Raw genomic sequence first — 22,939 nt, forward strand, 5'->3', positions numbered from 1 at the left:
GGCAGACTGGCGGGCAGGACATCAAGGACGGCCCATGCAAACACGTCAAATCGAAATCGCCGCATTCAGGCCCGAACATCTGGACGCCGCCGTCGCGCTCTCCCGCAAGGCCGGCTGGCCGCATCGGACGGAAGACTGGCAGATGGCCCTCGCCTTGAGCGAGGGGATAGTCGCAATCGAAGACGACAGGGTCGTCGGCACCGTGCTCGTCACGCCATACAAGCAAGATTGCGCGACGATCAACATGGACATCGTCGACGAAACGATGCGCGGGCGCGGCCTCGGCCGCAGCCTGATGGACGCAGCGCTGCGGATCGCAGACGACCGGCCGCTGAGACTGGTCGCGACGACGGCCGGCCTGCCGCTCTATCAAAAGCTTGGTTTCCACGAAACCGGAACCGTGCTGCAGCACCAGGGTCTTGCCGGAAACATTCCTGCGCCGGCCGGCACGGACGCCGCCGCTGCCGACGATCTCCCTGCCATCATGGCACTCGATCGCCTTGCCTTCGGCGCCGACCGCGAAGACCTGCTCTCCTATCTCGCCAAGGTCGGCGAGTTCGCGGTCATTCGTCGCGACGGCGGCGTGCAGGGCTTCTGCTGCCTGCGCGCCTTCGGGCGCGGCGAGGTGATCGGACCCGTGGTTGCTGCGAATATCGAGGACGCCAGGAAACTCATCGAACATCACGTCGCCAGGCGGCCAGGACGCTTCCTCAGGGTGGACACCACGGCCGCGGCCGGACTTTCCCCATGGCTCGCCGAACACGGCTTCGCCGAGGTCGGCGGCGGCATCGCAATGAAGAATTCATCGGTCGGCCAAGCCGCCGCCCCTGCTGCCACCACCTTCGCCCTTGCCAGCCAGGCGCTCGGCTGATTTGGAGACCCCCATGTACGCCAACTCGCTCATCGAACTCGACCGCGCCCATCTCATCCATCCGGTAGCCTCCTACCGCAGTCATGAAAAACATGGCGTGCGCGTGCTGGCCTCGGCCAAGGGCGCAACGGTCACCGACGCCTCCGGCAAACAGCTGATCGACGGCTTCGCCGGCCTCTGGTGCGTCAATGCCGGTTACGGCCACGAGAGCATCGTCGAGGCAGCGGCCCGGCAGATGCGGGAGCTTCCGTACGCAACGGCCTATTTCGGCCTCGGCTCTGAGCCGGCGATCCGACTTGCCTCGGAACTCGCCGATCGGGCGCCAGGCGATCTCAACCATGTCTACTTCACCCTCGGCGGCTCCGACGCAGTGGACAGCACGATCCGGTTCATCCGCTACTACTGGAATGCCCGAGGCCGTCCCGAGCGCGACCAGTTCATCTCGGTCGAACAGGGATATCACGGCTCCTCGACGGCGGGTGCGGGATTGACCGCACTGCCTGCCTTCCATGCCGGCTTCGGCGTTCCCTTCGACTGGCAGCATAAGATTCCGTCTCACTACGCCTACCGCAACCCCGTCGGCGATGATCCACAGGCGATCATCGAGGCCTCGCTCGCGGCGCTGAAAAGCAAGGTCGAGGCGATCGGGCCGGAGCGAGTCGCCGCCTTCTACGTCGAACCGATCCAGGGTTCGGGCGGCGTCCTCGTACCGCCGAAAGGCTGGTTGAAGGCGATGCGCGAATTCTGCAGCGAGCACGACATCCTTTTTGTGGCAGACGAGGTGATCACCGGCTTTGGCCGCACCGGGCCGCTTTTTGCCTGCAGCGAGGAAGAGGTCGTCCCCGATTTCATGACGACCGCCAAGGGCCTCACCTCCGGCTATGTCCCGATGGGTGCCGTGTTCATGGCCGATCACATCTATGAAACGATTGCCGAGAGCGCCGGTGCCACCGCCATCGGTCACGGCTACACCTATTCGGCCCACCCCGTCAGCGCCGCCGTCGGCCTCGAAGTCTTGAAGCTTTACGAAAACGGCCTCCTCGACAATGGCGTCAGGGCTGGCGCGCGGCTGATGCAGGGCCTCCAATCGCTGAGAGATCACCCACTCGTGGGCGATGTCCGTGGCCGCGGCATGCTCGCGGCCGTGGAACTGGTGGTCGACAAAGGCAACAGGACGCCGCTGCCGCCATCCGCTGAACCCGCCCGCCGCATCTTCGATCGCGCCTGGGAGAACGGCCTCGTCATCCGCGCCTTCGCCAACGGCGTCCTCGGTTATGCGCCGCCGCTATGCTGCACCGGAACGGAAATCGATGCGATCGTCGAGCGCACGCGCATCACGCTGGACGAGACGCTTGAGGACCCGGATGTGCGCCGGGCGCTGCGGGCTTGAGAATACCGCGAAACTGCCGGATTCGGTATTTTGTGCCGCTTCATGGCGTCTTTTCAGAGAATCCGGCGCAGTGCAGGTGACAAACTGAAATCGACGAAAGGCCTTGATCCCGGCAAAGGCGGGCCTTCCATACAAGAGCGGGACGATGATCCCGCCGGGAACAGAATATTCTTCTTTGAGAAGCGTGCTCCCATGGGAGCCGAACACTGGGGAATGCGCGTGAGCAAGAGCCTTTCGGATTTCAAGTATATGACCTTCGACGTCGTCGGCACGCTCATCGACTTCGAGGGCGGCATCAAGGCCTGTCTCGCCGAGATCGCGGCCGAAACAGGAAATGATATCGATGGCGAACGCGCCCTCAGCCTCTATCGCGAGGCCCGCTATTCCGACGACGCAGACCTCTTTCCCGACGACCTCGTGCGCGTCTACCTCACAATCGCGCCGACGCTCGGTCTTCCAGCCGATCGCAAATATGGCGAGCGGCTGCGGGACTCGGCGAAAAGCTGGAAGGGCTTCGCAGACAGCGCCGCAGCACTGGGAACCCTGGCGAAAAATTACCGCCTCGTTGCGATGACCAATGCCCGCCGCTGGGCCTTCGCTTTCTTCGAGAAGGAGCTCGGCAATCCTTTCCACGCCACCTTCACCGCCGACGATACCGGGACCGAGAAACCCGACCCCGCCTTCTTCGAGGCGGTCTTCGCCTACATCGCATCGGAAGGGCATTCGAAGGATGACATCCTGCATGTCGCCCAGAGCCAGCATCACGATATCGGTATCTCCAGGAAGCTCGGACTGACCAATTGCTGGATCGAGCGGCGGCACGCTGAGAAGGGTTACGGCGGCACGATCGAGCCGGCCGAGTTCACCACACCCGACTATCATTTCACGTCCATGGCCGGCCTTGCCGGTGCCGTGGCCGCCGAGCGCGCCTGATTTTTAAAACCGGATCGGGCTCGCCCAGCACGGCCGCCCGCCACAGAAGAAAAGGGGAATGAGATGAACGACAAGATCACCAATTGGACCAGATCCGACGACGCCATGGTCGAAACCGCCATCCGTCGCGGCGCCACCCGTCGTGAGCTGCTGCATATGATGCTTGCGGGCGGCGTGGCCATGTCCGCCGGCGGGCTCGTGCTCGGTCGCGCCAGCAAGGCGCTTGCCGCCACGCCTGTTTCCGGCGGGGCGCTGAAGGCGGCCGGCTGGTCGTCCTCGACGGCCGACACGCTCGACCCCGCCAAGGCATCGCTCTCCACTGACTATGTCCGCTGCTGCGCCTTCTACAACCGTCTCACCTATATCCAGTCGGACGGTACGCCGCGGATGGAACTCGCCGAATCTATCGAAAGCGGCGATGCGAAAGTCTGGACGATCAAGCTGCGCAGCGGCGTAACGTTCCATGACGGCAAGCCGCTCACTGCCGACGATGTGGTCTTCTCGATGAAGCGCCATCTCGACCCGGCGGTCGGCTCCAAGGTTGCCAAGATCGCCAAGCAAATGACTGGCTTCAAAGCGGTCGATAAACTAACCGTCGAGATTACGCTGGAAAACCCCAATGCCGATCTGCCGACGATTCTCGGCATGCACCACTTCATGATCGTTGCCGACGGCACAACCGATTTTTCCAAAGGCAATGGCACCGGCGCCTTTGTGCGGGAAGTTTTTGAGCCCGGCGTCCGCTCGATCGGGCTGAAGAACAAAAACTACTGGAAGACCAACCACCCGAACGTTGATTCTTTGAGTTCTTTGCCATCAGCGAGGACAATGCGCGCATTAATGCGCTGCTCTCGGGCGATATTCACCTCGCCGCAGCCATCAATCCACGATCCGTGCGTCTGATGGATGGCAAAGACGGCTTCTTCCTCTCCAAAACGACGTCCGGCAATTACACGGATCTGAACATCCGCCTGGACATGTCTCCCGGCGACAAGAAGGGCTTCGTGGAGGGCATGAAATATCTGATCAACCGCGAGCAGATTCAGAAATCGGCCTTGCGAGGCTTTGCCGAAATCGGCAATGACCAGCCGATCTCGCCGGCCAATTTCTATTACAATGCCGACCTGAAGCCGAAGGCATTCGATCCGGAAAAAGCGAAGTTCCTATTCGAGAAGGCAGGCCTTCTCGGCCAGTCGATCCCTGTTATTGCCTCCGACGCAGCCAATTCCGCAATCGACATGGCGATGATTGTCCAGGCCGCCGGCGCCGAAATCGGTATGAAGCTTGACGTCCAGCGCGTACCGTCCGATGGCTACTGGGACAATTACTGGCTCAAAGCGCCGATCCACTTCGGCAATATCAATCCGCGTCCGACACCCGACATATTGTTCTCGCTTCTCTATGCGTCTGACGCGCCTTGGAACGAGAGCCAGTACAAGTCAGAGAAGTTCGATCGAATGCTTATCGAGGCCCGCGGCTCGCTCGATCAGGCGAAGCGCCGGGAGATTTACAACGAAATGCAGGTCATGGTGTCGGAAGAAGCCGGCACCATCATACCGGCCTATCTCTCCAACGTTGATGCGGTGTCGTCCAAGGTCAAGGGCCTTGAGTCCAACCCGCTCGGCGGAATGATGGGCTATTCCTTCCCGGAATATATCTGGTTGGAATCCTGACGAGGCACCTGGCCGGGAACGGGATTGTTCCCGGCCATCCTCGCCTTTCGTGAATAAGCTGTCGGACTTCGGCCGACGGGGAGCATGAAGATGAACAATCCGATCCTGTCCCTTATAGCAAGCAGGCTGCTGATCTCAGTCGTCACGCTGATTATTGTATCCTTCGCGGTGTTCTTCGCCACGACGATGCTTCCGGGCGATACGGCGTCCATCCTGCTTGGGCAGGCGGCGACGCCGGAGGCCGTCGAGGGACTGCGCAAGGCGATGCATCTCGACCAGCCGGCTTTTCTCCGCTTCGTTTACTGGATGAGGGGGCTATTGTCGGGCGACCTCGGCACTTCCTACGCCAACGATATGCCAATCGCTGACCTCATCGGCGGCCGCTTTGCAAACTCGATGAAGCTGGCGGGCATCACCGCCTTGTTTGCGGTGCCGATCGCGCTGACACTCGGCATCACGGCAGCCATGATGCGAGGATCGCTCTATGACCGTGCAGTCACCGTGCTTACGATTGGCGTAATATCGGTGCCTGAATTCATGATCGCGACGTCGGCCGTCCTGTTCTTTGCGGTCCATTTGCAATGGCTTCCGGCCATCTCCCTGACCAATGAAGCGAAAACCTTCACCGATATGCTACGGGTCTATGCGATGCCGGTAATCACACTGACCTTCGGCGTATCGGCGCAGATGATCCGGATGACGCGGGCTGCCGTGGTTGAAACCCTGAACACGCCCTATGCCGAAATGGCATTGCTGAAAGGCGCCTCACGCAGCCGCATCGTTTTGAAGCATGCATTGCCGAATGCGCTCGGCCCAATCATCAATGCGGTTGCGCTGTCGCTTTCATATCTGCTCGGCGGCGTCATCATCGTCGAAACGATCTTCAACTATCCGGGAATCGCCAAGCTCATGGTCGATGCGGTCGCAACGCGCGACCTGCCGCTCATCCAGACCTGCGCGATGATCTTCTGCGTCGGCTACCTCATCCTCATTACACTGGCCGACATTGTTGCCATTCTTTCCAATCCGAGGCTGCGATGACATCCCATATCGAACAACGGCCCGCTGTGGCCCGCCGGCTTGGCTACCGCTTCAATCTCGTTGGCTTCCTAGGACTTGCCGTCATCCTGTTCTGGGCCTTTATCGCGATTTTCGCGCACACGCTCATCCCCTATCCAGTGGGCGAAATCGTCGATTACGACTATTTCGGGCCGATATCCCAGCAATTTTGGATGGGATCAGATTATCTCGGCCGTGATGTCTTCTCGCGCATCCTGATGGGCGCGCGCTACACGGTCGGCATCTCTCTTGCGGCAGTGACGATCGCCTGCTTCAGCGGCGTCGTACTCGGCATGATCGCGGCCGTCGCCGGTGGTTGGCTCGACACGTTGCTCTCCCGTTTCCTCGATGCCATGAATTCCATTCCGTCCAAGCTCTTCGGCCTAGTCGTGGTTGCAGCCGTCGGATCGTCGATCCCAGTGCTGATCCTGACGCTTTCGGTGATTTATATCCCGGGCTCCTATCGTTTCGCTCGGGCGCTCGCCGTCAACGTCAATTCCATGGACTTCATAACTGTCGCCCGCATCCGCGGTGAAAGCACCCTCTATCTGATCCGCTCGGAAATTCTGCCCAATATCGTCGGTCCCGTACTTGCCGATCTCGGGCTCCGCTTCGTCTTCATCGTTCTCCTGCTCTCCGGCCTTTCCTTCCTTGGACTGGGCGTGCAGCCACCGTATGCGGACTGGGGTGCGCTCGTGCGTGAAAACATCGGCGGCCTGCCATTCGGGGCTCCCGCCGTCATGTTCCCATCGCTTGCCATCGCCAGCCTCACGATCAGCGTGAACCTGCTGATCGACAACCTGCCGCAAAAAATCCGGGATCGGAGCGAGTGATGACCAATCTTGTCGAAATTCGTGACCTCCGGGTCGAAGCCACTACCGATTCCGGCCGACGCGTCGAGATCATCAAAGGTGTCAGCCTCAACATTGCCGAGGGTGAGATCGTCGCGCTGATCGGCGAGAGCGGCTCCGGCAAGACGACGATCGCACTGACCCTCATGGGTCATACCCGCCCGGGCTGTCGCATCGCCGGCGGCACTGTGTCGGTCGCCGGCAAGGATATGGTGGCGCTGAGCGAAAAGCAGCGGGCCAAACTGCGCGGCACCGAGGTCGCTTACGTGCCGCAATCGGCCGCTGCCGCTTTCAACCCGGCCACATCGATCATGGATCAGGTGATCGAAGTCACGCGTATCCATCAGCTGATGTCGCCGGAGGATGCGCGTGCCAGGGCGATCGAACTCTTCCGGGCGCTGTCCCTGCCCGAACCGGAAACAATCGGGAGCCGTTATCCGCACCAGGTTTCCGGCGGTCAGCTGCAGCGTCTGGCAGCCGCCATGGCGCTGATCGGCGACCCGACGCTCGTCATTTTCGACGAGCCGACGACGGCGCTTGATGTGACGACCCAGATCGAAGTGCTGCGGGCGTTCAAATCGGTTATGAAGAAGGGCGGCATAGCAGGCGTCTATGTCTCCCACGACCTTGCCGTCGTCGCACAGATTGCCGACCGCATCGTGGTGTTGAAAGGCGGAGAGACCCAGGAAACCGGCACCACCGAAGAGATCCTCAACAATGCGAAGCACCCCTATACGCGGCAGCTGCTCGCTGCCTTCGAGCCGAAACCGCGCGACACGGCAAGCATTGCCGAGAGTGCGACGGCGCCGCTCCTGAAGATCGAGGACGTCGTAGCGGGTTATGGGCAGCGCCAGGCGGATGGCCTGCCTCTCGTACGCGCGGTCGAGCATGTGAGCCTGACAGTGGAAAAGGGACGCAACCTCGGCATCATCGGCGAATCCGGTTGCGGCAAATCGACTCTCGCCCGCACCATTGCCGGCATCCTGCCGGCCGCAGCCGGCAAGATCGTCTTCGACAGCACGGAACTGCGCCGCAATGCGCGCGAGCGTTCGCGCGATCAACTGCGCGAGATGCAGATCGTCTTCCAATATGCCGATACCGCCCTCAATCCGGCGAAATCCGTCGAGGATATCCTCGCCAGGCCGCTGGTGTTCTACCACGGCATGGATCGACAGGCGCAGAACATCAGAATCGACCAACTGCTCGACATGGTGCGCCTGCCCCGCAACCTGCGCCACCGCAGGCCGGGAGAACTCTCAGGTGGACAGAAGCAGCGCGTCAACTTCGCCCGGGCGCTCGCCGCCGATCCGAAGCTGATCCTTTGCGACGAGATCACCTCGGCCCTCGACACCGTTGTCGCTGCCGCCGTCATCGACCTGCTCAAGGAATTGCAGCGCGAACTCGGCCTCTCCTACATCTTCATCAGCCACGACCTCTCGGTGGTGGAGGCGATCTGCGACGAGATCGTCGTGATGTACGGCGGCCGGAAAGTCGAGGAAATCACCCCTCGAAAGTGAAGGCGCCGCAGCATCCCTATTCGCAACTGCTGTTCTCGTCGGTGCCGACGCTCGATCCGGCGTGGCTCGACGGGCTCAAGCAGGATCCAGAACTCGTGCGGGCCTATTGCCGGCACTGAGGTCAGGCCCGATGGTGCGGCTCGCGGTAGACTGGCTTGTCTAGACGATGCCGCGCCGCCTGATGCCTGTGCGCACTTTCTTCAACGTGGGAGCGCGTTCAGTGCGGAGGACATGTGCAGGACACCAAGCTCAGGGCTAGTAAGTACCGGCACCGATGCCTCGCCCATTTTATTGAGAGCATTCGCCATTGACGCTTGAGCAAGAACAACCACGTCGACGCTGCCCACGAGTGAAGCGAGGCCTTCACGTATCATTGCATCATGCGCCGCCCTGTCTCCGCTTCGCAATTTTTCAAAGGCGCCATCACAAAGACGACCGGTCACGGAAACCCTATGCCCTATTCTTTGAGCATGGCGTTCAATTAGCCGGGTTGTAGGATTCATTGTCGTAGCCAGAGTTGCAAGGACGCCAATTCGATTTCCGCGTCGGATCGCCTCAATCGCCATGCCATCATCTATCCGGAAGAGCGGTACGGGGCAGAGCGGCATTGCCGCATCCACCGCAGGACCGAGCGAGGAACAGGTGACGAGGACCGCCGAGGCCCCTGCATCCACCGCCGACCAAATGTGACCCGCAAGTCGCCGCATAGTTTGAGGTGACAGCGCGCCTTCGCGAATGGTGTTTCCCAGCAGGCTCTCATCTAACATGTTGAACGAGCGCCAACCGGGCAGATGGGGACCGACGAGTTCGTTAAATGCAGGGATGATCCCGGGAACCGTATGGATCATGGCAAGCGCAGGGGAGTCATTAAATTCCGTAGGCATGGCTTAGATCTCTATTTTGGTTGTGCGCGCTCATCAATTGGAGCCGGCAGCAGTCGGGTTGATGTGGCCCTGAACCCGGCATCTGTCGTGCTACGACCGGAAATCGATCCAAAACCACTGTCGTCAGACGATGCTTTACAACTTACCTGCTCAACGGCCGAAGTTTCGACTGTCATGTCGCCGAACACGGAACTTTCCGCCGTCCCTGCATTTTCATTTGATGCATGCTGCTCGCCTTCCTCCGGTAGCTTCACCTGAGTTCACTTCGAGGACGCGCCGTGACACCAATCTTTGACCCAGGCAGTCTGCCCCTGCCCGGCCGGCTCGCACCGCCGTTCCAACTCGATACGATAGTCGTCATTGCCTCGGATGCTTCTGCCGGAGAGGCAGCAGACAGTGCCGTATAGCTCGGTTCCAAATCAGTTCAGGTCAGTCTCCATGTCTCCACTCCTCAAACGAATACACAGCGACGAAAGAACTCCCCGCCAAGGCGGATGTCGTCGTCATCGGCGGCGGCATCATTGGTGCAACCGCGGCTCTCTTTCTGGCGGAGCGGGGACTCTCGGTCGCTCTGGTCGAAAAAGGCCAGGTCGGCTGCGAGCAGTCGAGCCGCAACTGGGGTTGGTGCCGCCAGCAGAACCGGGATGAGCGGGAGTTGCCGCTCTCGGGTGTCGCGCTGCGGCTCTGGGGTGAGTTTGAATCCAAAATTGGCGAGGACGTCGGTTTCCGTCGATGCGGTTTGCTCTACGCTACCGACAATCCGCAGCAGCTGGCGGAATGGGAAGCATGGCGTGATACGGCCCGCCAGTTCAACGTCAATACGAAGATGCTGAGTGCCGCAGAAGCGGCTGCCGCAATCCCGGCAAATGGTCGCCGATGGCTCGGCGGGGTCCACTCAATTGACGATGGCAAGGGAGAGCCTGCCATCGCCGCGCCGACAATCGCTGAGGGCGCTCGCAAACTTGGAGCGACGGTCCATCAAGAGTGCGCTGCGCTAGGTCTTGATTTGGCGAATGGAGCAGTTGCCGGGGTGATCACAGAAAAGGGGACAATCCGGACCCAAGCCGTTCTCTGCGCCGGCGGTGCCTGGACATCCATGTTCTGTCGCCAGCACGGAGTTCTGTTTCCGCAAGCGAGCGTGCGCCAGACAGCGCTTCGTACGCGGCCCACAGCGAATGTGGGCGAGGCGATCTATACGCCGGACTGCGCGCTGACCCGCCGGTTGGATGGCAGCTACACGCTTGCGATCAGTGGCAGGGCGATGCTCGACATCACCCCACAAGGCATACGCTACGCCCGCTGGTTCATGCCGATGTTCATGAAGCGTCTGAAAGCGGTGCAGTTCGGCATCGGCAAATCCTTCCTCCAGGGTCCGGAAGCATTCGGAAGCTTGAACAAGAGTAAACCATCGGCCTTCGAGCGGATGCGCGTTCTTGACCCGCCGCCGAGCCGCCGCACGATTGCGGCTATTTTGAAACGGGTCACCGAGCAGTTTCCTGCATTGGCGGGAGTCGAACTCGCCGACAGTTGGGGAGCCTACGTGGATTTCACGCCGGACGCGGTGCCAGTCATCTCGCCAGCCGACGGTGTGAGAGGGCTTTATTTGGCCGCGGGCTGCTCCGGCCATGGCTTCGGCCTTGGCCCGGGCATCGGCCGCCTGGCGGCCGACCTGGTTGCCAATGATACACCCTGTGTCGACCCCACCCCTTCCGCCTGTCGCGCCTCCTTGACGGTTCGAAGGTCAAAGTCGGCGCAATCTGATCGTGAGGCCAAATCCGGAGAAGGCCGTGGGGTGCCAGGGGAAAGCTAGCGGAATGGATTACGACGTAATCGTGATCGGCGGCGGGCTGGTAGGCATATCGATAGCCTGGGGCCTGTCGAGATGCGGACAAAGGGTCGCAATCGTCGACGAAGGCGACTTGGCAAACAGGGCCGCCCGGGCAAATTTCGGTCTCGTCTGGAGCTCAAGCAAGGGCCTTGGCAATGCCGCCTATTCGCGGTGGTCGCGAACCTCGACGGCGAACTGGCATCGGCTGGCAGCCGAGCTCAAGGCGGAAACCGGCATCGACACCGGTTTTGTCCAATCGGGCGGTTTCTCAATTCGGCTCACGCCAACGGAGCTGGAGCGCGGCGTCGCATCCATGACGAAGCTCGCCAGCCAGCCGGGAATGGAGGCGGAAGGTACTCCGCCGCTCGAATATGAGATACTCGATCAGGCGGAGACACGCCGCCGCGTGCCACTGGTGGGGGAGACAGTGGCAGGCGCGATTTTCAGTCCTCTCGATGGACACGTCAACCCGCTGCGGCTGTTCGCGGCCTTTCACAAGGCGCTGCAGCAGCGTGGTGTTCATTATCTGCCGCATCGGAAGACGACGGCGATCCGCCATCGGGCCGGTGCGTTCGAATTGACTGGGGACGGGTGGACGCTTACTTCCGGCAAGATTGTGCTTGCGGCCGGCATCGGCAACACCGCCCTCGCGCCGATGGTTGGGCTGAACGTTCCGCTCTCGCCCAGCCGCGGCCAAATTATCGTCACCGAGCGGCTGAAGCCCTTCCTCAGCCATGCCACCGGCTACCTGCGGCAGACAGACGAGGGCTCAGTGCTGATCGGCGAGAGCAAGGAAGCGACGATCGATCACCAGCGGCCGCGAGGGCCGATTACTGCGGTCCTGGCCGAACGCGCTGTGCGCACATTCCCACTTCTCAGGGATGTGAAGGCGGTGCGGACCTGGGCGGCGTTCCGCGTCATGACGCCGGACGGCTGTCCCATTTACGAGCAATCGGAGAGGTTTCCGGGTGCTTTCGCATTCGCCTGCCATTCCGGCGTAACCCTGGCGGCGAACCATGCGCTGATTCTGCCGCGGCAAATTTCGGCCGGCGAGTTCTGCGCAGATCTCTCCGCATTTCATTCCCGGAGGTTCCGTGTTCCGGCGGCTGTCTGACAGAAACGAGAGTTCGATTTCATTCACATTCGATGGCGTGCCGATGACGGCCCGCCAGGGTGACAGCGTTGCTGCCGCGTTATTGGCCGCTGGACATTGCTCCACGCGGCAGACCCCGGTAACCGGCGCCGCCCGCGGTCCCTATTGCATGATGGGTGTGTGCTTTGAGTGCCTAGTCAGAATTGATGGCCGTTCAAATCGGCAGGCTTGCATGATCGCTGTGACCAACGGGATGCTTGTCGAAACACAGGATGGCGCAGCTGGAGCGGAAGAATGATGCAAAACATTCACAACGCGGCCGATCTAGCCCCTCATTACGACGTTGTTATCGTTGGTGCGGGGCCAGCCGGGCTCTCGGCAGCCATCGAAGCGTCGAACCACGGCCTCGTCGTACTGTTGGCCGATGAAAACCAGTCCCCCGGCGGACAAATTTATCGGTCAGTCGAGCATGCATCAGATGCCGATCTCGGCCGTATGGGGCCGGACTACGCTACCGGTCGGACGCTCCTCGAACGATTCCGGCAAGCGAAGGTGAGCTATGCCCCCAGCGCGACGGTGTGGAGCGTCGGGCCCGCTGACGAGGAAACCGGCGACGGAGTGCATCCACTCGAAGTCGGCATCTCACTCGGCGGCATAGCTCAGCCGATCGCTGCCCATCGGGTGATCCTCGCAACAGGCGCGCTCGAGCGTCCGTTCCCAATTCCTGGGTGGACCATGCCAGGGGTCATGGCCGCGGGAGCAGCGCAAATCTTGATGAAGGCATCGGGCCTTGTGCCCTCGGGGCGAACCATCCTCGCCGGGACCGGGCCGCTGATCTATTTACTTGCAAGTCAACTTCTTCGGGCAGGCGTCTTTGTCACGGCGGTTGTCGACACTACGCCAGCCGAAAATTGGCGTTCCGCACTCCCTCACGTATTTTCCTTTGCCACGTCACCCTATGCGCTTAAGGGTATGAAGCTTCTACTCGACCTTCACCGTCGAACCAGAGTTATCCGCGGAGTGACGGCGATGGAGGCGATTGGCTCGAGACAATTCAGCACGCTGCGTGTTCGCAAGGGCAACAAGTCCCTACACATTGAAGGCGACCTGCTCCTTCTGCACCAAGGAATTGCGCCGAACCTCAATCTCGCGCTAGCGGCTGGCTGCGACTACCTCTGGGACGAGCGCTTGGCAGCCTTCCGCCCGGCCGTCGACGTTTGCGGCGCAAGCTCGGTTCCGGGGGTTTCGATCGCCGGTGATGCGGCGGGAACTGTCGGGGCGGTTGCCTCGGCATCGCAAGGAGAGCTTGCGGGCTTGTCTGCGTCACTCGCTCTAAATCGCATTGGCCGCGGTGCCTACGAAAAGCGCCGAAACCAACTCGCGCGGAAGCTCGCGCGCGCCCTTAGGGGCAGGACTTTTATAGAGCATCGGTTCCGGCCCGGCGAACGGTTTCGTGTGCCAAAGGACGACGGCACCATCGTCTGCCGCTGCGAAGAAATCGAAACCGGCAAGCTGCGAGAAGTCGCGGCGCTCGGGGCGCCGGGCCCTAACCAAATGAAGGCGTTTACACGATGCGGAATGGGACCATGTCAGGGGCGCCTGTGCGGTCTGACCGCCGTTGAACTGCTGGCGCAATGCCGTGGCGTTCCGCCAGGCGAAGTCGGTTATTATCGATTACGCCCTCCGGTCAAACCCGTGACACTTGGCGAGCTGGCCGCTTTGCCGCACACGGAGACAGCTATCATCGCCGTCGCCGGATCCGTCGAAAGGCCTTACGACGGCGCGCAGGGCGAGCTTCGCCCCCCACGACGGGCGCCAGTACCGTCGGCGCTAACTTGTCCGATTTTGGCCGCTGACCGGGTTGCCGTAAGAGCGTTCTCCCCGCGCCTGGCGGCGGCAGCCGAACTTCATGCGTTCGCTGATGAGATCCCAGCGAGTACGGCACCAGATGGGAAGCACGGTATCAGCGATCGGCTCGGACGTAACAAGGGGTATGCCCGTCGCCGATCGCCTCTGCCCTGACGAAACCCTGCTCTAACCAGAAAGGCTCTAATGCGGGAAAAGCGTGGTCAGCGGCATGTGGGCTTTGATGATCGGCGATTTCAGGACGACGAAGCTGAAATATTTGTCGATGCCGACGTCCATATCGGTGAGCCGCTCCATGATCGTCTGGTATTCGTCGATTCCGGCGGTGACGAATTTCAAGAGATAATCGTAGCCGCCCGAAACCAGATGGCATTCGATCACCTGGTCGACCTTCTCGATCGCCGCGAGGAAACGGGCGAAGTCGATCTGCCGATGGTTCTTCAGCGTAATCTCGGTAAACACGGTGAGCGTCTGGCCGAGCTTGCTGACATTGATCTGAGCCGAATAGCCTTCGATGTAACCTTCGGATTGCAGCTTCTTCACCCGCATCAGGCACGGGCTCGGCGACAGATTGACCAACTCGGCGAGTTCCACATTGGTGACGCGGCCATTCTTCTGCAGTTCGTAGAGGATTTTTATGTCGATCCGATCGAGTTTCATCACGCGCCTTCGTGTGCTTGAGATCGCCAACGACGCAGCAGATTATGCTGCGGCTTTCCAACGTCGAGCTTAACACATAGCAAGGCGGTGTCGATCAGGTTGAGGCACATGACGAAGCAGAAACGGCTGCCGGACTCCCCACAGGACAGAATCTTCTGCTGTCGCCGGCCGATCTCCGGCAAAGGCGAAGCGTCGGATCCGCTCAGACTAGAGCATGTTGCGCAAAAGTATGCAGCGGTTTTGCGAGAACGACATGCACAAGAACAAAAAGCTAAAGCGCGGGCGACGCGCTTCAGGATCGAAACGGAGACCATGCCATGCCCGCACCGCTCACGCTCGTCGACACCACACCGGAACTGCCTGCTGCCGCCGATGCGGTGGTGATCGGCGGCGGCATCGTCGGCGTTTTCGCCGCCTACTATCTCGCCCGGCGCGGATTGAAGGTCGCCCTCGTCGAGAAGGGGCTTGTCGGTGCGGAACAATCAAGCCGCAACTGGGGCTGGTGCCGCCAGCAGAACCGCGACGCCCGGGAATTGCCGATGTCGACGAAGAGCCTCGATTTGTGGGAGCGCTTCGCGGCCGAAACCGGCGAGGACACCGGCTTCCGCCGCTGCGGTCTCTTCTATCTCAGCAACAGCGACGAGGAGCTTTCCGGCTGGGCTCGTTGGGGCGAGTTCGCCCGGTCGGTCGGCGTCACGACGCATATGCTGAGCAGCGCCGAGGCAACCGAACGCGGGCGTGCTACCGGCGCCGTGTGGAAAGGCGGGGTATTTTCACCGACCGACGGCACCGCCGATCCGGCAAATGCGGCGCCGGCCGTCGCGCGTGCGATCATCAAGCTCGGCGGCACGGTGCATCAGTCCTGTGCGGCCCGCGGCGTCGAGATCGAAGGCGGCAGGCTTTCGGGCGTTGTCACGGAGCATGGCACGATCCGGACAAAAATCGCGATCCTCGCCGGTGGCGCCTGGGCCTCCTCCTTCTGCCGACAGCTCGGCATCCGATTTCCACAAGCCTCGATCCGCTCGTCGATCCTCTCGGTTTCATCGGGTGCCGCCGGCCTGCCGGATGCCCTGCATACATCCGCGGTTTCCGTGACACGTCGCGGCGACGGCGGTTACACGCTTGCGATCAGCGGCCGCGGCCGCATTGATCCCACCGCGCAGCAGTTGCGTTTCGCGCCGCAGTTCCTCCCGATGTTCGCCCGGCGCTGGCGAAGCCTCGCACCCGGCGGATTGGAGGGATTTCGCTCGGGCCATGAATCGCTGGCGCGCTGGCGGCTCGACAGCAAGACGCCGATGGAACGCATGCGCATCCTCGACCCGGCGGTAGACGAGGCCACCGTTGCCCTCACGCATGCGCGGGCGCTCGAGCTTCTGCCCGCCTTGAAGAACACCGGCATCAACGCGGCCTGGGCGGGTTATATCGACAGCACGCCGGACGGCGTGCCGGCGATCGGCGACACCGCCCTTCCGGGTTTCATCCTCGCTGCGGGCTTCAGCGGCCACGGCTTCGGCATCGGGCCCGGCGCCGGTCATCTGATTGCCGATATCGTCACCGGCAACGAGCCGATCGTCGACCCGAAGTCTTATCACCCCGACCGATTTAAGAGATCAGCCTGGGGCAAGGTCGCCGATTTCTAAGGCTCGGCCCGCGGGACAGCCAAAGATATTCCCTCAGGAGGCCAGGGCGATCCGCTGGCTGGCGGTCGTTGACGCTCTGCGGGCGTCGGCGGTCTGGAAGCGGGAGATGCGTTCGTTCAGCAGTTCCACCTGCTGCCGCAGCCTGTGAATTTCGGCGGTATTTTCCTCGACCATGGCGGCGTTATGCTGGGTGATATGCTCGATGTCGCGAACGGCGTTATTGACTTCGTCGATCCCCTTGTACTGAGTGCTCGTCGCCGTCGAAATGACCTGCACCAGCCCGTTGATCGAGGTGAAGTGCTCCATGATCGCCGCCAGCGCCTGGCCGGTCTCCTCGACGAGCTTGACGCCCGTGCCGACCTGCGATGCGCTGTTGGAGATAAGACCCTTGATCTCGCGCGCGGCGGTGGCGCAACGCTGCGCGAGCTCGCGCACCTCCTGTGCGACAACGGCAAAGCCCCTGCCCGCCTCTCCGGCCCGCGCCGCCTCGACGCCGGCATTCAATGCGAGAAGATTGGTCTGGAAGGCGATCTCGTCGATCACGCCGATGATGCTGGTGACCTTGTCGGACGACCGGTTGATGGCGTCCATGGCGTCGACCGCCTTGGCGACGACGGCCGCGGAATGCTCCGCCTGCCGGTGCGCCTCGGCGACGGACACCGATGTCTGGCGCGCATTTTCCGCCGTCGTGCGGACACTGGCCGTCAGCTCGCCGAGCACGCGTGAACTGTCTTCGAGAGCGGCCGCCTGCTGTTCCGTGCGCCGCGCCAGATCGTCGGCTGCACCCGAAAGATTGGTGCTGCCCTCGGCGATTTCATAGGTGGTGTTGCGGACCTCGGCGAGTGTGCGGCGCAGCGCATCGATCGCCTGGTTGTAGGTCCTGGCCATCGCGACATAATCGGCGGCCAGCTCCTCGCTCATCACGGCAGCGAGGTTGCCGTCGGCGAGTTTGCCGAGCATGTCGGACAGGGCGTCCAGGGCCTCGCTCTGCTCGGCTTCGATGCGTGCCTGCTCGGCTGCGCGGCTGGCCTGTTCCTGTTCGTCCCGCGCCCTGTTCGCTTCAGCGACCTCTTCGAGCCTCGTCTTTTCGAGCGCCTGGTCGCGGAAGACGGTCACGGAGCGGATCATATCGCCGATTTCATCGCCGCGCTTGCCATCGCCGATCGGAACATTGAGATCGCCGGCGGCAAGTCTCGTCATCGTCTGGGTGATCCGCTTCAGCGGTCCGCGCAGCGTCTCGATCAGCATCAGTCCGCCGATGATGGCAAGCACCGTGCCGGCAATCATGGCCGAGAGCGACATCGTGGCCGAGCGCTGGCTGATTTCCTTGCCGCTCTCCTGCGCCGTGCTGACGAACTGTTCGAGCGTGTGGCTTGCGGCCGCGACCAGCTGGGTCGCTGCCTGCTTGTTGCCCTGCCATTGATCCGCGATCGATATCAGTGCCGAGGTCCCCTTTTCGATCAAGGCAAGGGAAGGCTCGATCTTCTTGGCAAGATCCTTCAAAGCGGCGTTCTTGCCGCTCAAGGGCTCGAGCTTTGCAGCGCTTTCGCGCAAGGCCTTTAGATCCACCAGAACTGCATCGCGCGATTCGGCATCGACCCGCCTGTTCAGTTCGCTCAGGTGCAGTCGCAGATCGTCAATCGATTTGAACGCGGCATTGACGATCGCCACCATCGAGCGAAGCGTTGCTATGCTCGCATCCATGCCGGCAAAGCGCTCGATCGCTGTATCCGCATTGCCGGAAGCAAGCTTTGCAAACTGCTCCTCGAAACGCTGCAGATCCTGGTCGACGGGAGCATAACCGTCGAGCGACAGATTGACGCTGTCCTTCGCCATCGCGGCAAGCTTGTCCAGAACCGGCTTTAGCGGGGCGATCTGGCTTTTCGCCTTGTCGGAGCCAAGCGCCTCACCCTCGCCGACTTCCTTGACGAGCGGCGGCAGAAGGCTGGCTATGGCCTGGCCAAGCTTCTGAGGGTCGGCGGCGGCGGCGGTCGCCTTGCGCAATTTCGCGATGCGTCCCGCGAGATTTTTATAGGCCGAGGCGTCGAGAAGAAGCGCCCGGACGAAGGCCTCCTTGCCGTTGGCCTGGTCCTGAAGAACGTCGAGCTGCTTGCGGGCGGTCTGGCTTTCCTTGAAAAGTTGCGCTACCGCCCCATCGATCGCCAGTTCGGTATTGGCGCGCTCCTGCGCCACCGCCCACAGCGCGTCAGCGCCGCCCTGCATCTTGCCGCCGAGTTCGCGCACGGCGGAGATCTGCTGTTTCTGGGCGGGACTGATCAACATCGCATCGAGCGTCGCCGCACCCTTCTGTTGATCGGCGATGCTGGCGACCAGCCGATCGCGGGTCGCCTGTGTCGGCAGGTCGGTAAAGGCGGTCAGCGAGGAGCGAAGCTGCTGGAAACTGGAAAGCGTATCGATCGTTTGCCGCGTCAGCGTCATCTGGCCGTTCAGCGTGCCCGCGGTGAAATAGCCGAAAAGACCGATGCCCGCGATGAGAACGATCAGAGGCACCACAAAGAACAGGACCTTCGTCACGATCCGCATACGCTGCAACAGTCGGTCAATCAACGACATAGGAAGCCCCCGCCCCAGGAAAATCGCCTCTTTCTCCGGTGCGCTCCACCATCCAACGGCACGCTTATGTGCGAATTGACCCGTTCCAGTCGGCGGCTGCCCCCGAGGCCATCACGATAGGCACAACTACTAAAAAAATGGTCAATGGTGTCGAGTTCGTTCGCGAGGATGACCGAAGGCATATTTTTTCTGCCTCTTCTGCCCCGATTTGCTGGCAACCTCGCCCTTTCCTCGACGTCATCCTCGGCCTTGTGCCGAGGATCTGCTGCCCTATCGACGGATAGCAGATGCTCGGGACAAGCCTGGACAAGCCCGAGCATGACGAAAGAGGGCTCTGTCAGCGGTCTTGAAGGCGGACTTTTGACGCCCTCGTCGGTTTCGGTCAGCCAATCGCCATCAGGCTTGCATTGCCGCCGGCAGCGGCGGTGTTGATCGAGGTCGACACCTCCTCCAGCAGCCAGTTGAGGCAATAGGCCTCGGCATCACTCGTCAGTTCCTCGGTGGTCGCAGCCTGGACCAGCAGAAGCGGACCGGGCAGCGCGGCAATCTTCTTGTTGACGGCGAGAACCCTGTCGCGATCGCCCTCGACGAGCGCACCCGAGAAAGGCCCGTCTTTTTCCCAGTCCGAGGCCCAGGAAATCCTGCTGGCGACCGCCGCCGGAAGATCGGCGAGCACCGATTTCGAGAGGGAACCGGCATCCACCGCGACATGATTGCCCGTTGCAAGGGCTGCGGCGATCTGACGATAGAGCCCGCTCTCCGTCTGCGGCACGAGCAGAATGCGGCCGCGCGGATGCAGCGCGTAAAGATTGCGCTCGCCGACCGGGCCGGTGAGCTCACGTTCGAGCCCAAGTGCCGAGCGGCCGGCATAACCGCGCGCCGCCTCCCCTTCGCCCGACAGGCCCTTCGTGTCGAGCCAGACGATGTAGTCGCGCAGGGCAAGGTCCGTATGAACCGAATTCTGCTGCGGCGGCACCGGGGCGCGCTGCACCAGGCGACCGATATAGAGCGGGCCGCCTGCCTTCGGACCCGTTCCCGACAGGCCGCGGCCGCCGAAAGGCTGGACGCCGACGACGGCACCGATGATGTTGCGGTTGACGTAGAGGTTGCCGGCCTTGATGCGGCTCGTCACATGCGCGATGGTTTCGTCAAGCCGCGTGTGAAGTCCGAATGTGAGGCCGTAGCCCGAGGCATTGATATCGTCGATCAGGCGGTCGAGGCCGTTTCTCTTGAAGCGGTAAACGTGCAGGACCGGTCCGAAGACCTCCTTGGTCAGATCCGACAGCGACTTGATCTCAATGATCGTCGGCGGAACGAAGGTGCCTGCCGCTGCACTTTCGGGCAAAGGCAGTTGCTCCACCTTGCAGCCGGAGCCGCGCATCTGCTCGATATGCTGGTCGATCTCGGCCTTGGCGCCGTCGTTAATGACGGGGCCAACATCGACGCTCAGGCGATCGGTTCGGCCGACCGTCAGTTCACGGAAGGCGCCCTTCAACATGGCAAGCGTCCTGTCGGCGACATCGTCCTGAAGGCATAGCACCCTGAGCGCCGAGCAGCGCTGGCCGGCGCTGTCGAAAGCAGATGCAATAACGTCGGCCACGACCTGCTCGGCCAATGCCGAGGAATCGACGATCATACCGTTCTGACCGCCGGTTTCGGCGATCAGTGGGATCGGTTTGCCGCTCGAAGACAGCCGTTCGGCCAGCTGCGCCTGGATCATGCGGGCGACCTCGGTCGAGCCGGTAAACATGACGCCGGCGGTTTCAGGAGCCCCGACCATGCCGGCGCCGAGCCGGCCGCTGCCGGGTACGAATTGCAGAGCGCCGACCGGCACGCCCGCCTCGTGGAGAATCTCGACGCTCTCCGAGGCGATGATCGGCGTCACGCCGGCGGGCTTGGCCAGCACGGGATTGCCCGCCACGAGAGCGGCGGCCACCTGTCCGGTGAAGATCGCCAGCGGGAAATTCCACGGGCTGATGCAGACGATAGGCCCAAGCGGCGCGTGGGACGGCCCAAGGGTCTTGCGCGCCTGTTCGGCGTAATAGCGCAGGAAGTCGATCGCCTCACGCACTTCGCCGACGGCGTTGGCCGCCGATTTGCCGGCCTCGCGCATGACGATGCCCATCAGGGTCTTGATGCGGGCCTGCATGATGTCGGCCGCCCGCTCCAGGCAGGCCGCCCGTTCGGCCGGCGGCACCGCCGCCCATTGCGGTGCATAGTCGGCCGCCATCACAACGATACGGGCCGCCTCCTCGACCTTCAACTCGGTGACCGTGCCGACGACGTCGCGGTGATCGGCAGGATTGAGAACGTCGCGCGTCACTCCATCGGTGGAACCGTCGGCGAGGATCGGAAGCGCATGCCACGGGCTCGCGGCCGTGGAGGCGAGCGCCTGCGCCAGATCCGTCAGCGTCGCCTCGTTCGAGAGATCGAGCCCGTCCGAATTGGCGCGAGCATGGCCGTAGAGCGCCTTCGGCGCAGCGATCTGCACATGAGGAGCGCCGACGACAGGCATGGCCGCAACGGTCTCGGCGGGATCGGCGATCAGCGCCTCGACCGAAACGTTCGGATCGGAGATGCGGTGCACGAAGGAGGAGTTGGCGCCGTTTTCGAGAAGGCGGCGCACCAGATAGGCGAGCAACGTCTCATGGGTTCCGACTGGCGCATAGATGCGGCAGGGCCGGTCGAGCTTTTCCTTGCCGACGACCTCGTCGTAGAGCGGCTCGCCCATGCCGTGCAGGCACTGGAACTCGTATTTGCCGACCGCGAAATCGGGACCAGCGACATGATAGATCGTCGCCAGCGTCTGCGCATTGTGGGTCGCGAACTGCGGGAAAACCGCATCCGGCGCACCGAGCAGCTTGCGCGCGCAGGCGATATAGGCGACGTCGGTGTAGATCTTGCGGGTATAAACGGGATAGTCGTCGAGGCCATCCAGCTGGGCGCGCTTGATTTCTGCGTCCCAATAGGCCCCCTTGACCAGACGGACCATCATCCGGCGCCCGGAGCGGCGGGCGAGATCGATGATGTAATCGAGCACGAAGGGGCAGCGCTTGCCATAGGCCTGCACGACGAAACCGAGCCCGTTCCATCCGGCAAGCTCCGGCGCGAGGCCGAGCTCCTCGAGCAGATCGAGCGAAAGCTCCAGCCGGTCGGCCTCCTCGGCGTCGATGTTGAGGCCGATATCATAGGTCTTGGCGAGCACGGCGAGCGCCTTGACCTTGGGCAGCAATTCTCCCATTACGCGACCGGCCTGCGCCCTGACATAGCGGGGGTGCAGCGCCGAAAGCTTGATCGAAATGCCAGGGCCGTCATAGATGCCGCGTCCGTTCGAGGCCTTGCCGATGGCGTGGATCGCCTTTTCATAATCCTTGAAATAACGCTCGGCGTCGGCGGCCGTCGTCGCGGCCTCGCCCAGCATGTCGTAGGAATAGCGGAAGCCGCGCGCTTCGAGCGGCCGGGCGCGCTTCAGCGCCTCCTCGATCGTCTCACCCGTGACGAACTGCTCGCCCATCATGCGCATCGCCATGTCGACGCCGCGGCGGATGACCGGTTCGCCGGCCCGCGCAATCAGCCGCGTCAGCGCTGCCGACAGGCTGCGGGCGTTGACCGTCGACGTCAGCTTGCCGGTGACGACGAGGCCCCAGGTGGCGGCGTTGACGAACATCGATTTGCCGCCGCCGATATGCGAGGTCCAGTTGCCCTCGGCAATCTTGTCGCGGATCAGCGCGTCGCGGGTGTCGGTATCGGGAATGCGCAACAGCGCTTCGGCAAGGCACATCAGCGCCACGCCTTCCTGGCTGGAAAGCGAATATTCCTGCACCAGCCCTTCGACGCCGGTGCCCTTGTGCTTGGCGCGCAAGGCTTCGATCAGCGTGCGAGCGGTGCTGCGGATGTCATAGCGTTTCGCCTCGGAAACGCGCGCGGCCGCGACGAGGGGCGGCAGGCATTCGGTTTCCGGACGGCGATAGGCTGCCGTGATCGCCTGGCGAAGTTCCGATTGCGGCCGGATCGGCGGCGCAAAAGCGGCGAACGGCGCGCCGCCGGCAGGTTCTTTGGAGGATGCGGGGTCGATCGCTGCGTTCAACATGGGAAATCCC

The 22,939-nt window shown here is 62.3% G+C and carries 13 protein-coding genes and 3 pseudogenes; 12 read left to right on the plus strand and 4 right to left on the minus strand.

Annotation, left to right across the window (positions count from 1 at the left end; all coding sequences use genetic code 11):
- Positions 1-34: 34 nt before the first annotated feature.
- From MHI61_RS28060 to MHI61_RS28090, 7 genes and pseudogenes are all read left to right on the plus strand, one after another.
- Positions 35-871, plus strand: coding sequence for a GNAT family N-acetyltransferase (locus tag MHI61_RS28060; protein ID WP_239793254.1), 837 nt, complete (start codon positions 35-37; stop codon positions 869-871).
- A gap of 13 nt (positions 872-884) precedes the next feature.
- Positions 885-2,261, plus strand: a complete 1,377-nt coding sequence (locus MHI61_RS28065; protein ID WP_239793255.1) for an aspartate aminotransferase family protein — start codon at positions 885-887, stop codon at positions 2,259-2,261.
- 219 nt (positions 2,262-2,480) lie between these two features.
- Positions 2,481-3,194, plus strand: coding sequence for an HAD-IA family hydrolase (locus tag MHI61_RS28070; RefSeq protein WP_239793256.1), 714 nt, complete (start codon positions 2,481-2,483; stop codon positions 3,192-3,194).
- Positions 3,195-3,257: 63 nt separating this feature from the next.
- Positions 3,258-4,867 (plus strand): annotated as a pseudogene (locus tag MHI61_RS28075) (ABC transporter substrate-binding protein).
- Between the two features lie 90 nt (positions 4,868-4,957).
- Positions 4,958-5,908 carry an ABC transporter permease gene (locus tag MHI61_RS28080; protein ID WP_239793257.1) on the plus strand — a complete coding sequence of 317 codons (951 nt, stop codon included), beginning with the start codon at positions 4,958-4,960 and terminating at the stop codon, positions 5,906-5,908.
- The gene (locus MHI61_RS28085; protein ID WP_239793258.1) at positions 5,905-6,759 is read left to right on the plus strand and encodes an ABC transporter permease; all 855 of its coding nucleotides are present in this window, start codon (positions 5,905-5,907) and stop codon (positions 6,757-6,759) included. The genes MHI61_RS28080 and MHI61_RS28085 overlap by 4 nt, the downstream gene beginning before the upstream one ends.
- A pseudogene (locus MHI61_RS28090) lies at positions 6,759-8,413 on the plus strand (ABC transporter ATP-binding protein). The gene MHI61_RS28085 and the pseudogene MHI61_RS28090 overlap by 1 nt, the downstream one beginning before the upstream one ends.
- Before the next feature lie 81 nt (positions 8,414-8,494).
- Here the strand turns inward: MHI61_RS28090 and MHI61_RS28095 are convergent.
- On the minus strand, positions 8,495-9,178 hold the full coding sequence (locus MHI61_RS28095; RefSeq protein ID WP_239793259.1) for an aspartate/glutamate racemase family protein: 684 nt from the start codon (positions 9,176-9,178) through the stop codon (positions 8,495-8,497).
- 438 nt (positions 9,179-9,616) lie between these two features.
- Between MHI61_RS28095 and MHI61_RS28100 the strand changes: the two are divergent.
- The 4 genes and pseudogenes from MHI61_RS28100 to MHI61_RS28115 all read left to right on the plus strand — a co-directional run bounded on the left by MHI61_RS28100 (position 9,617) and on the right by MHI61_RS28115 (position 14,121).
- Positions 9,617-10,939 (plus strand): annotated as a pseudogene (locus tag MHI61_RS28100) (FAD-binding oxidoreductase).
- Between the two features lie 53 nt (positions 10,940-10,992).
- On the plus strand, positions 10,993-12,120 hold the full coding sequence (locus tag MHI61_RS28105; RefSeq protein WP_239793260.1) for an FAD-dependent oxidoreductase: 1,128 nt from the start codon (positions 10,993-10,995) through the stop codon (positions 12,118-12,120).
- The gene (locus MHI61_RS28110; RefSeq protein WP_183934798.1) at positions 12,101-12,397 is read left to right on the plus strand and encodes a (2Fe-2S)-binding protein; all 297 of its coding nucleotides are present in this window, start codon (positions 12,101-12,103) and stop codon (positions 12,395-12,397) included. The genes MHI61_RS28105 and MHI61_RS28110 overlap by 20 nt, the downstream gene beginning before the upstream one ends.
- The gene (locus MHI61_RS28115) at positions 12,394-14,121 is read left to right on the plus strand and encodes an FAD-dependent oxidoreductase (RefSeq protein WP_239793261.1); all 1,728 of its coding nucleotides are present in this window, start codon (positions 12,394-12,396) and stop codon (positions 14,119-14,121) included. The genes MHI61_RS28110 and MHI61_RS28115 overlap by 4 nt, the downstream gene beginning before the upstream one ends.
- Positions 14,122-14,148: 27 nt before the next feature.
- Here MHI61_RS28115 and MHI61_RS28120 read toward each other — a convergent pair whose 3' ends face one another.
- Positions 14,149-14,625 carry an Lrp/AsnC family transcriptional regulator gene (locus MHI61_RS28120; RefSeq protein WP_004679019.1) on the minus strand — a complete coding sequence of 159 codons (477 nt, stop codon included), beginning with the start codon at positions 14,623-14,625 and terminating at the stop codon, positions 14,149-14,151.
- Positions 14,626-14,942: 317 nt separating this feature from the next.
- On the opposite strand from MHI61_RS28120, the gene MHI61_RS28125 reads away from it, so the two are divergent.
- Complete coding sequence (locus MHI61_RS28125; RefSeq protein ID WP_239793262.1) at positions 14,943-16,265, plus strand: FAD-binding oxidoreductase; 1,323 nt, start codon at positions 14,943-14,945, stop codon at positions 16,263-16,265.
- A 33-nt stretch (positions 16,266-16,298) separates the two neighbouring features.
- Here MHI61_RS28125 and MHI61_RS28130 read toward each other — a convergent pair whose 3' ends face one another.
- Positions 16,299-18,839 carry a HAMP domain-containing methyl-accepting chemotaxis protein gene (locus MHI61_RS28130; RefSeq protein WP_239793263.1) on the minus strand — a complete coding sequence of 847 codons (2,541 nt, stop codon included), beginning with the start codon at positions 18,837-18,839 and terminating at the stop codon, positions 16,299-16,301.
- 382 nt (positions 18,840-19,221) lie between these two features.
- Positions 19,222-22,929 (minus strand): trifunctional transcriptional regulator/proline dehydrogenase/L-glutamate gamma-semialdehyde dehydrogenase, encoded by a 3,708-nt coding sequence (gene putA, locus MHI61_RS28135; protein ID WP_239793264.1) that lies wholly within the window; start codon positions 22,927-22,929, stop codon positions 19,222-19,224.
- Between the last annotated feature and the right edge of the window lie 10 nt (positions 22,930-22,939).

This window comes from Rhizobium sp. K102, assembly GCF_022385315.1.
Taxonomy (GTDB): Bacteria; Pseudomonadota; Alphaproteobacteria; order Rhizobiales; family Rhizobiaceae; genus Rhizobium; species Rhizobium croatiense.

Bases quoted from the DNA above. Each gene is read 5' to 3' on its own strand.
- MHI61_RS28120 (WP_004679019.1), bottom strand. From the start codon at position 14,625: ATGAAACTCGATCGGATCGACATAAAAATCCTCTACGAACTGCAGAAG.
- MHI61_RS28105 (WP_239793260.1), top strand. From the start codon at position 10,993: ATGGATTACGACGTAATCGTGATCGGCGGCGGGCTGGTAGGCATATCG.
- MHI61_RS28080 (WP_239793257.1), top strand. From the start codon at position 4,958: ATGAACAATCCGATCCTGTCCCTTATAGCAAGCAGGCTGCTGATCTCA.
- MHI61_RS28065 (WP_239793255.1), top strand. From the start codon at position 885: ATGTACGCCAACTCGCTCATCGAACTCGACCGCGCCCATCTCATCCAT.
- MHI61_RS28095 (WP_239793259.1), bottom strand. From the start codon at position 9,178: ATGCCTACGGAATTTAATGACTCCCCTGCGCTTGCCATGATCCATACG.
- MHI61_RS28125 (WP_239793262.1), top strand. From the start codon at position 14,943: ATGCCCGCACCGCTCACGCTCGTCGACACCACACCGGAACTGCCTGCT.
- MHI61_RS28115 (WP_239793261.1), top strand. From the start codon at position 12,394: ATGATGCAAAACATTCACAACGCGGCCGATCTAGCCCCTCATTACGAC.
- MHI61_RS28060 (WP_239793254.1), top strand. From the start codon at position 35: ATGCAAACACGTCAAATCGAAATCGCCGCATTCAGGCCCGAACATCTG.
- MHI61_RS28130 (WP_239793263.1), bottom strand. From the start codon at position 18,839: ATGTCGTTGATTGACCGACTGTTGCAGCGTATGCGGATCGTGACGAAG.
- putA (WP_239793264.1), bottom strand. From the start codon at position 22,929: ATGTTGAACGCAGCGATCGACCCCGCATCCTCCAAAGAACCTGCCGGC.
- MHI61_RS28085 (WP_239793258.1), top strand. From the start codon at position 5,905: ATGACATCCCATATCGAACAACGGCCCGCTGTGGCCCGCCGGCTTGGC.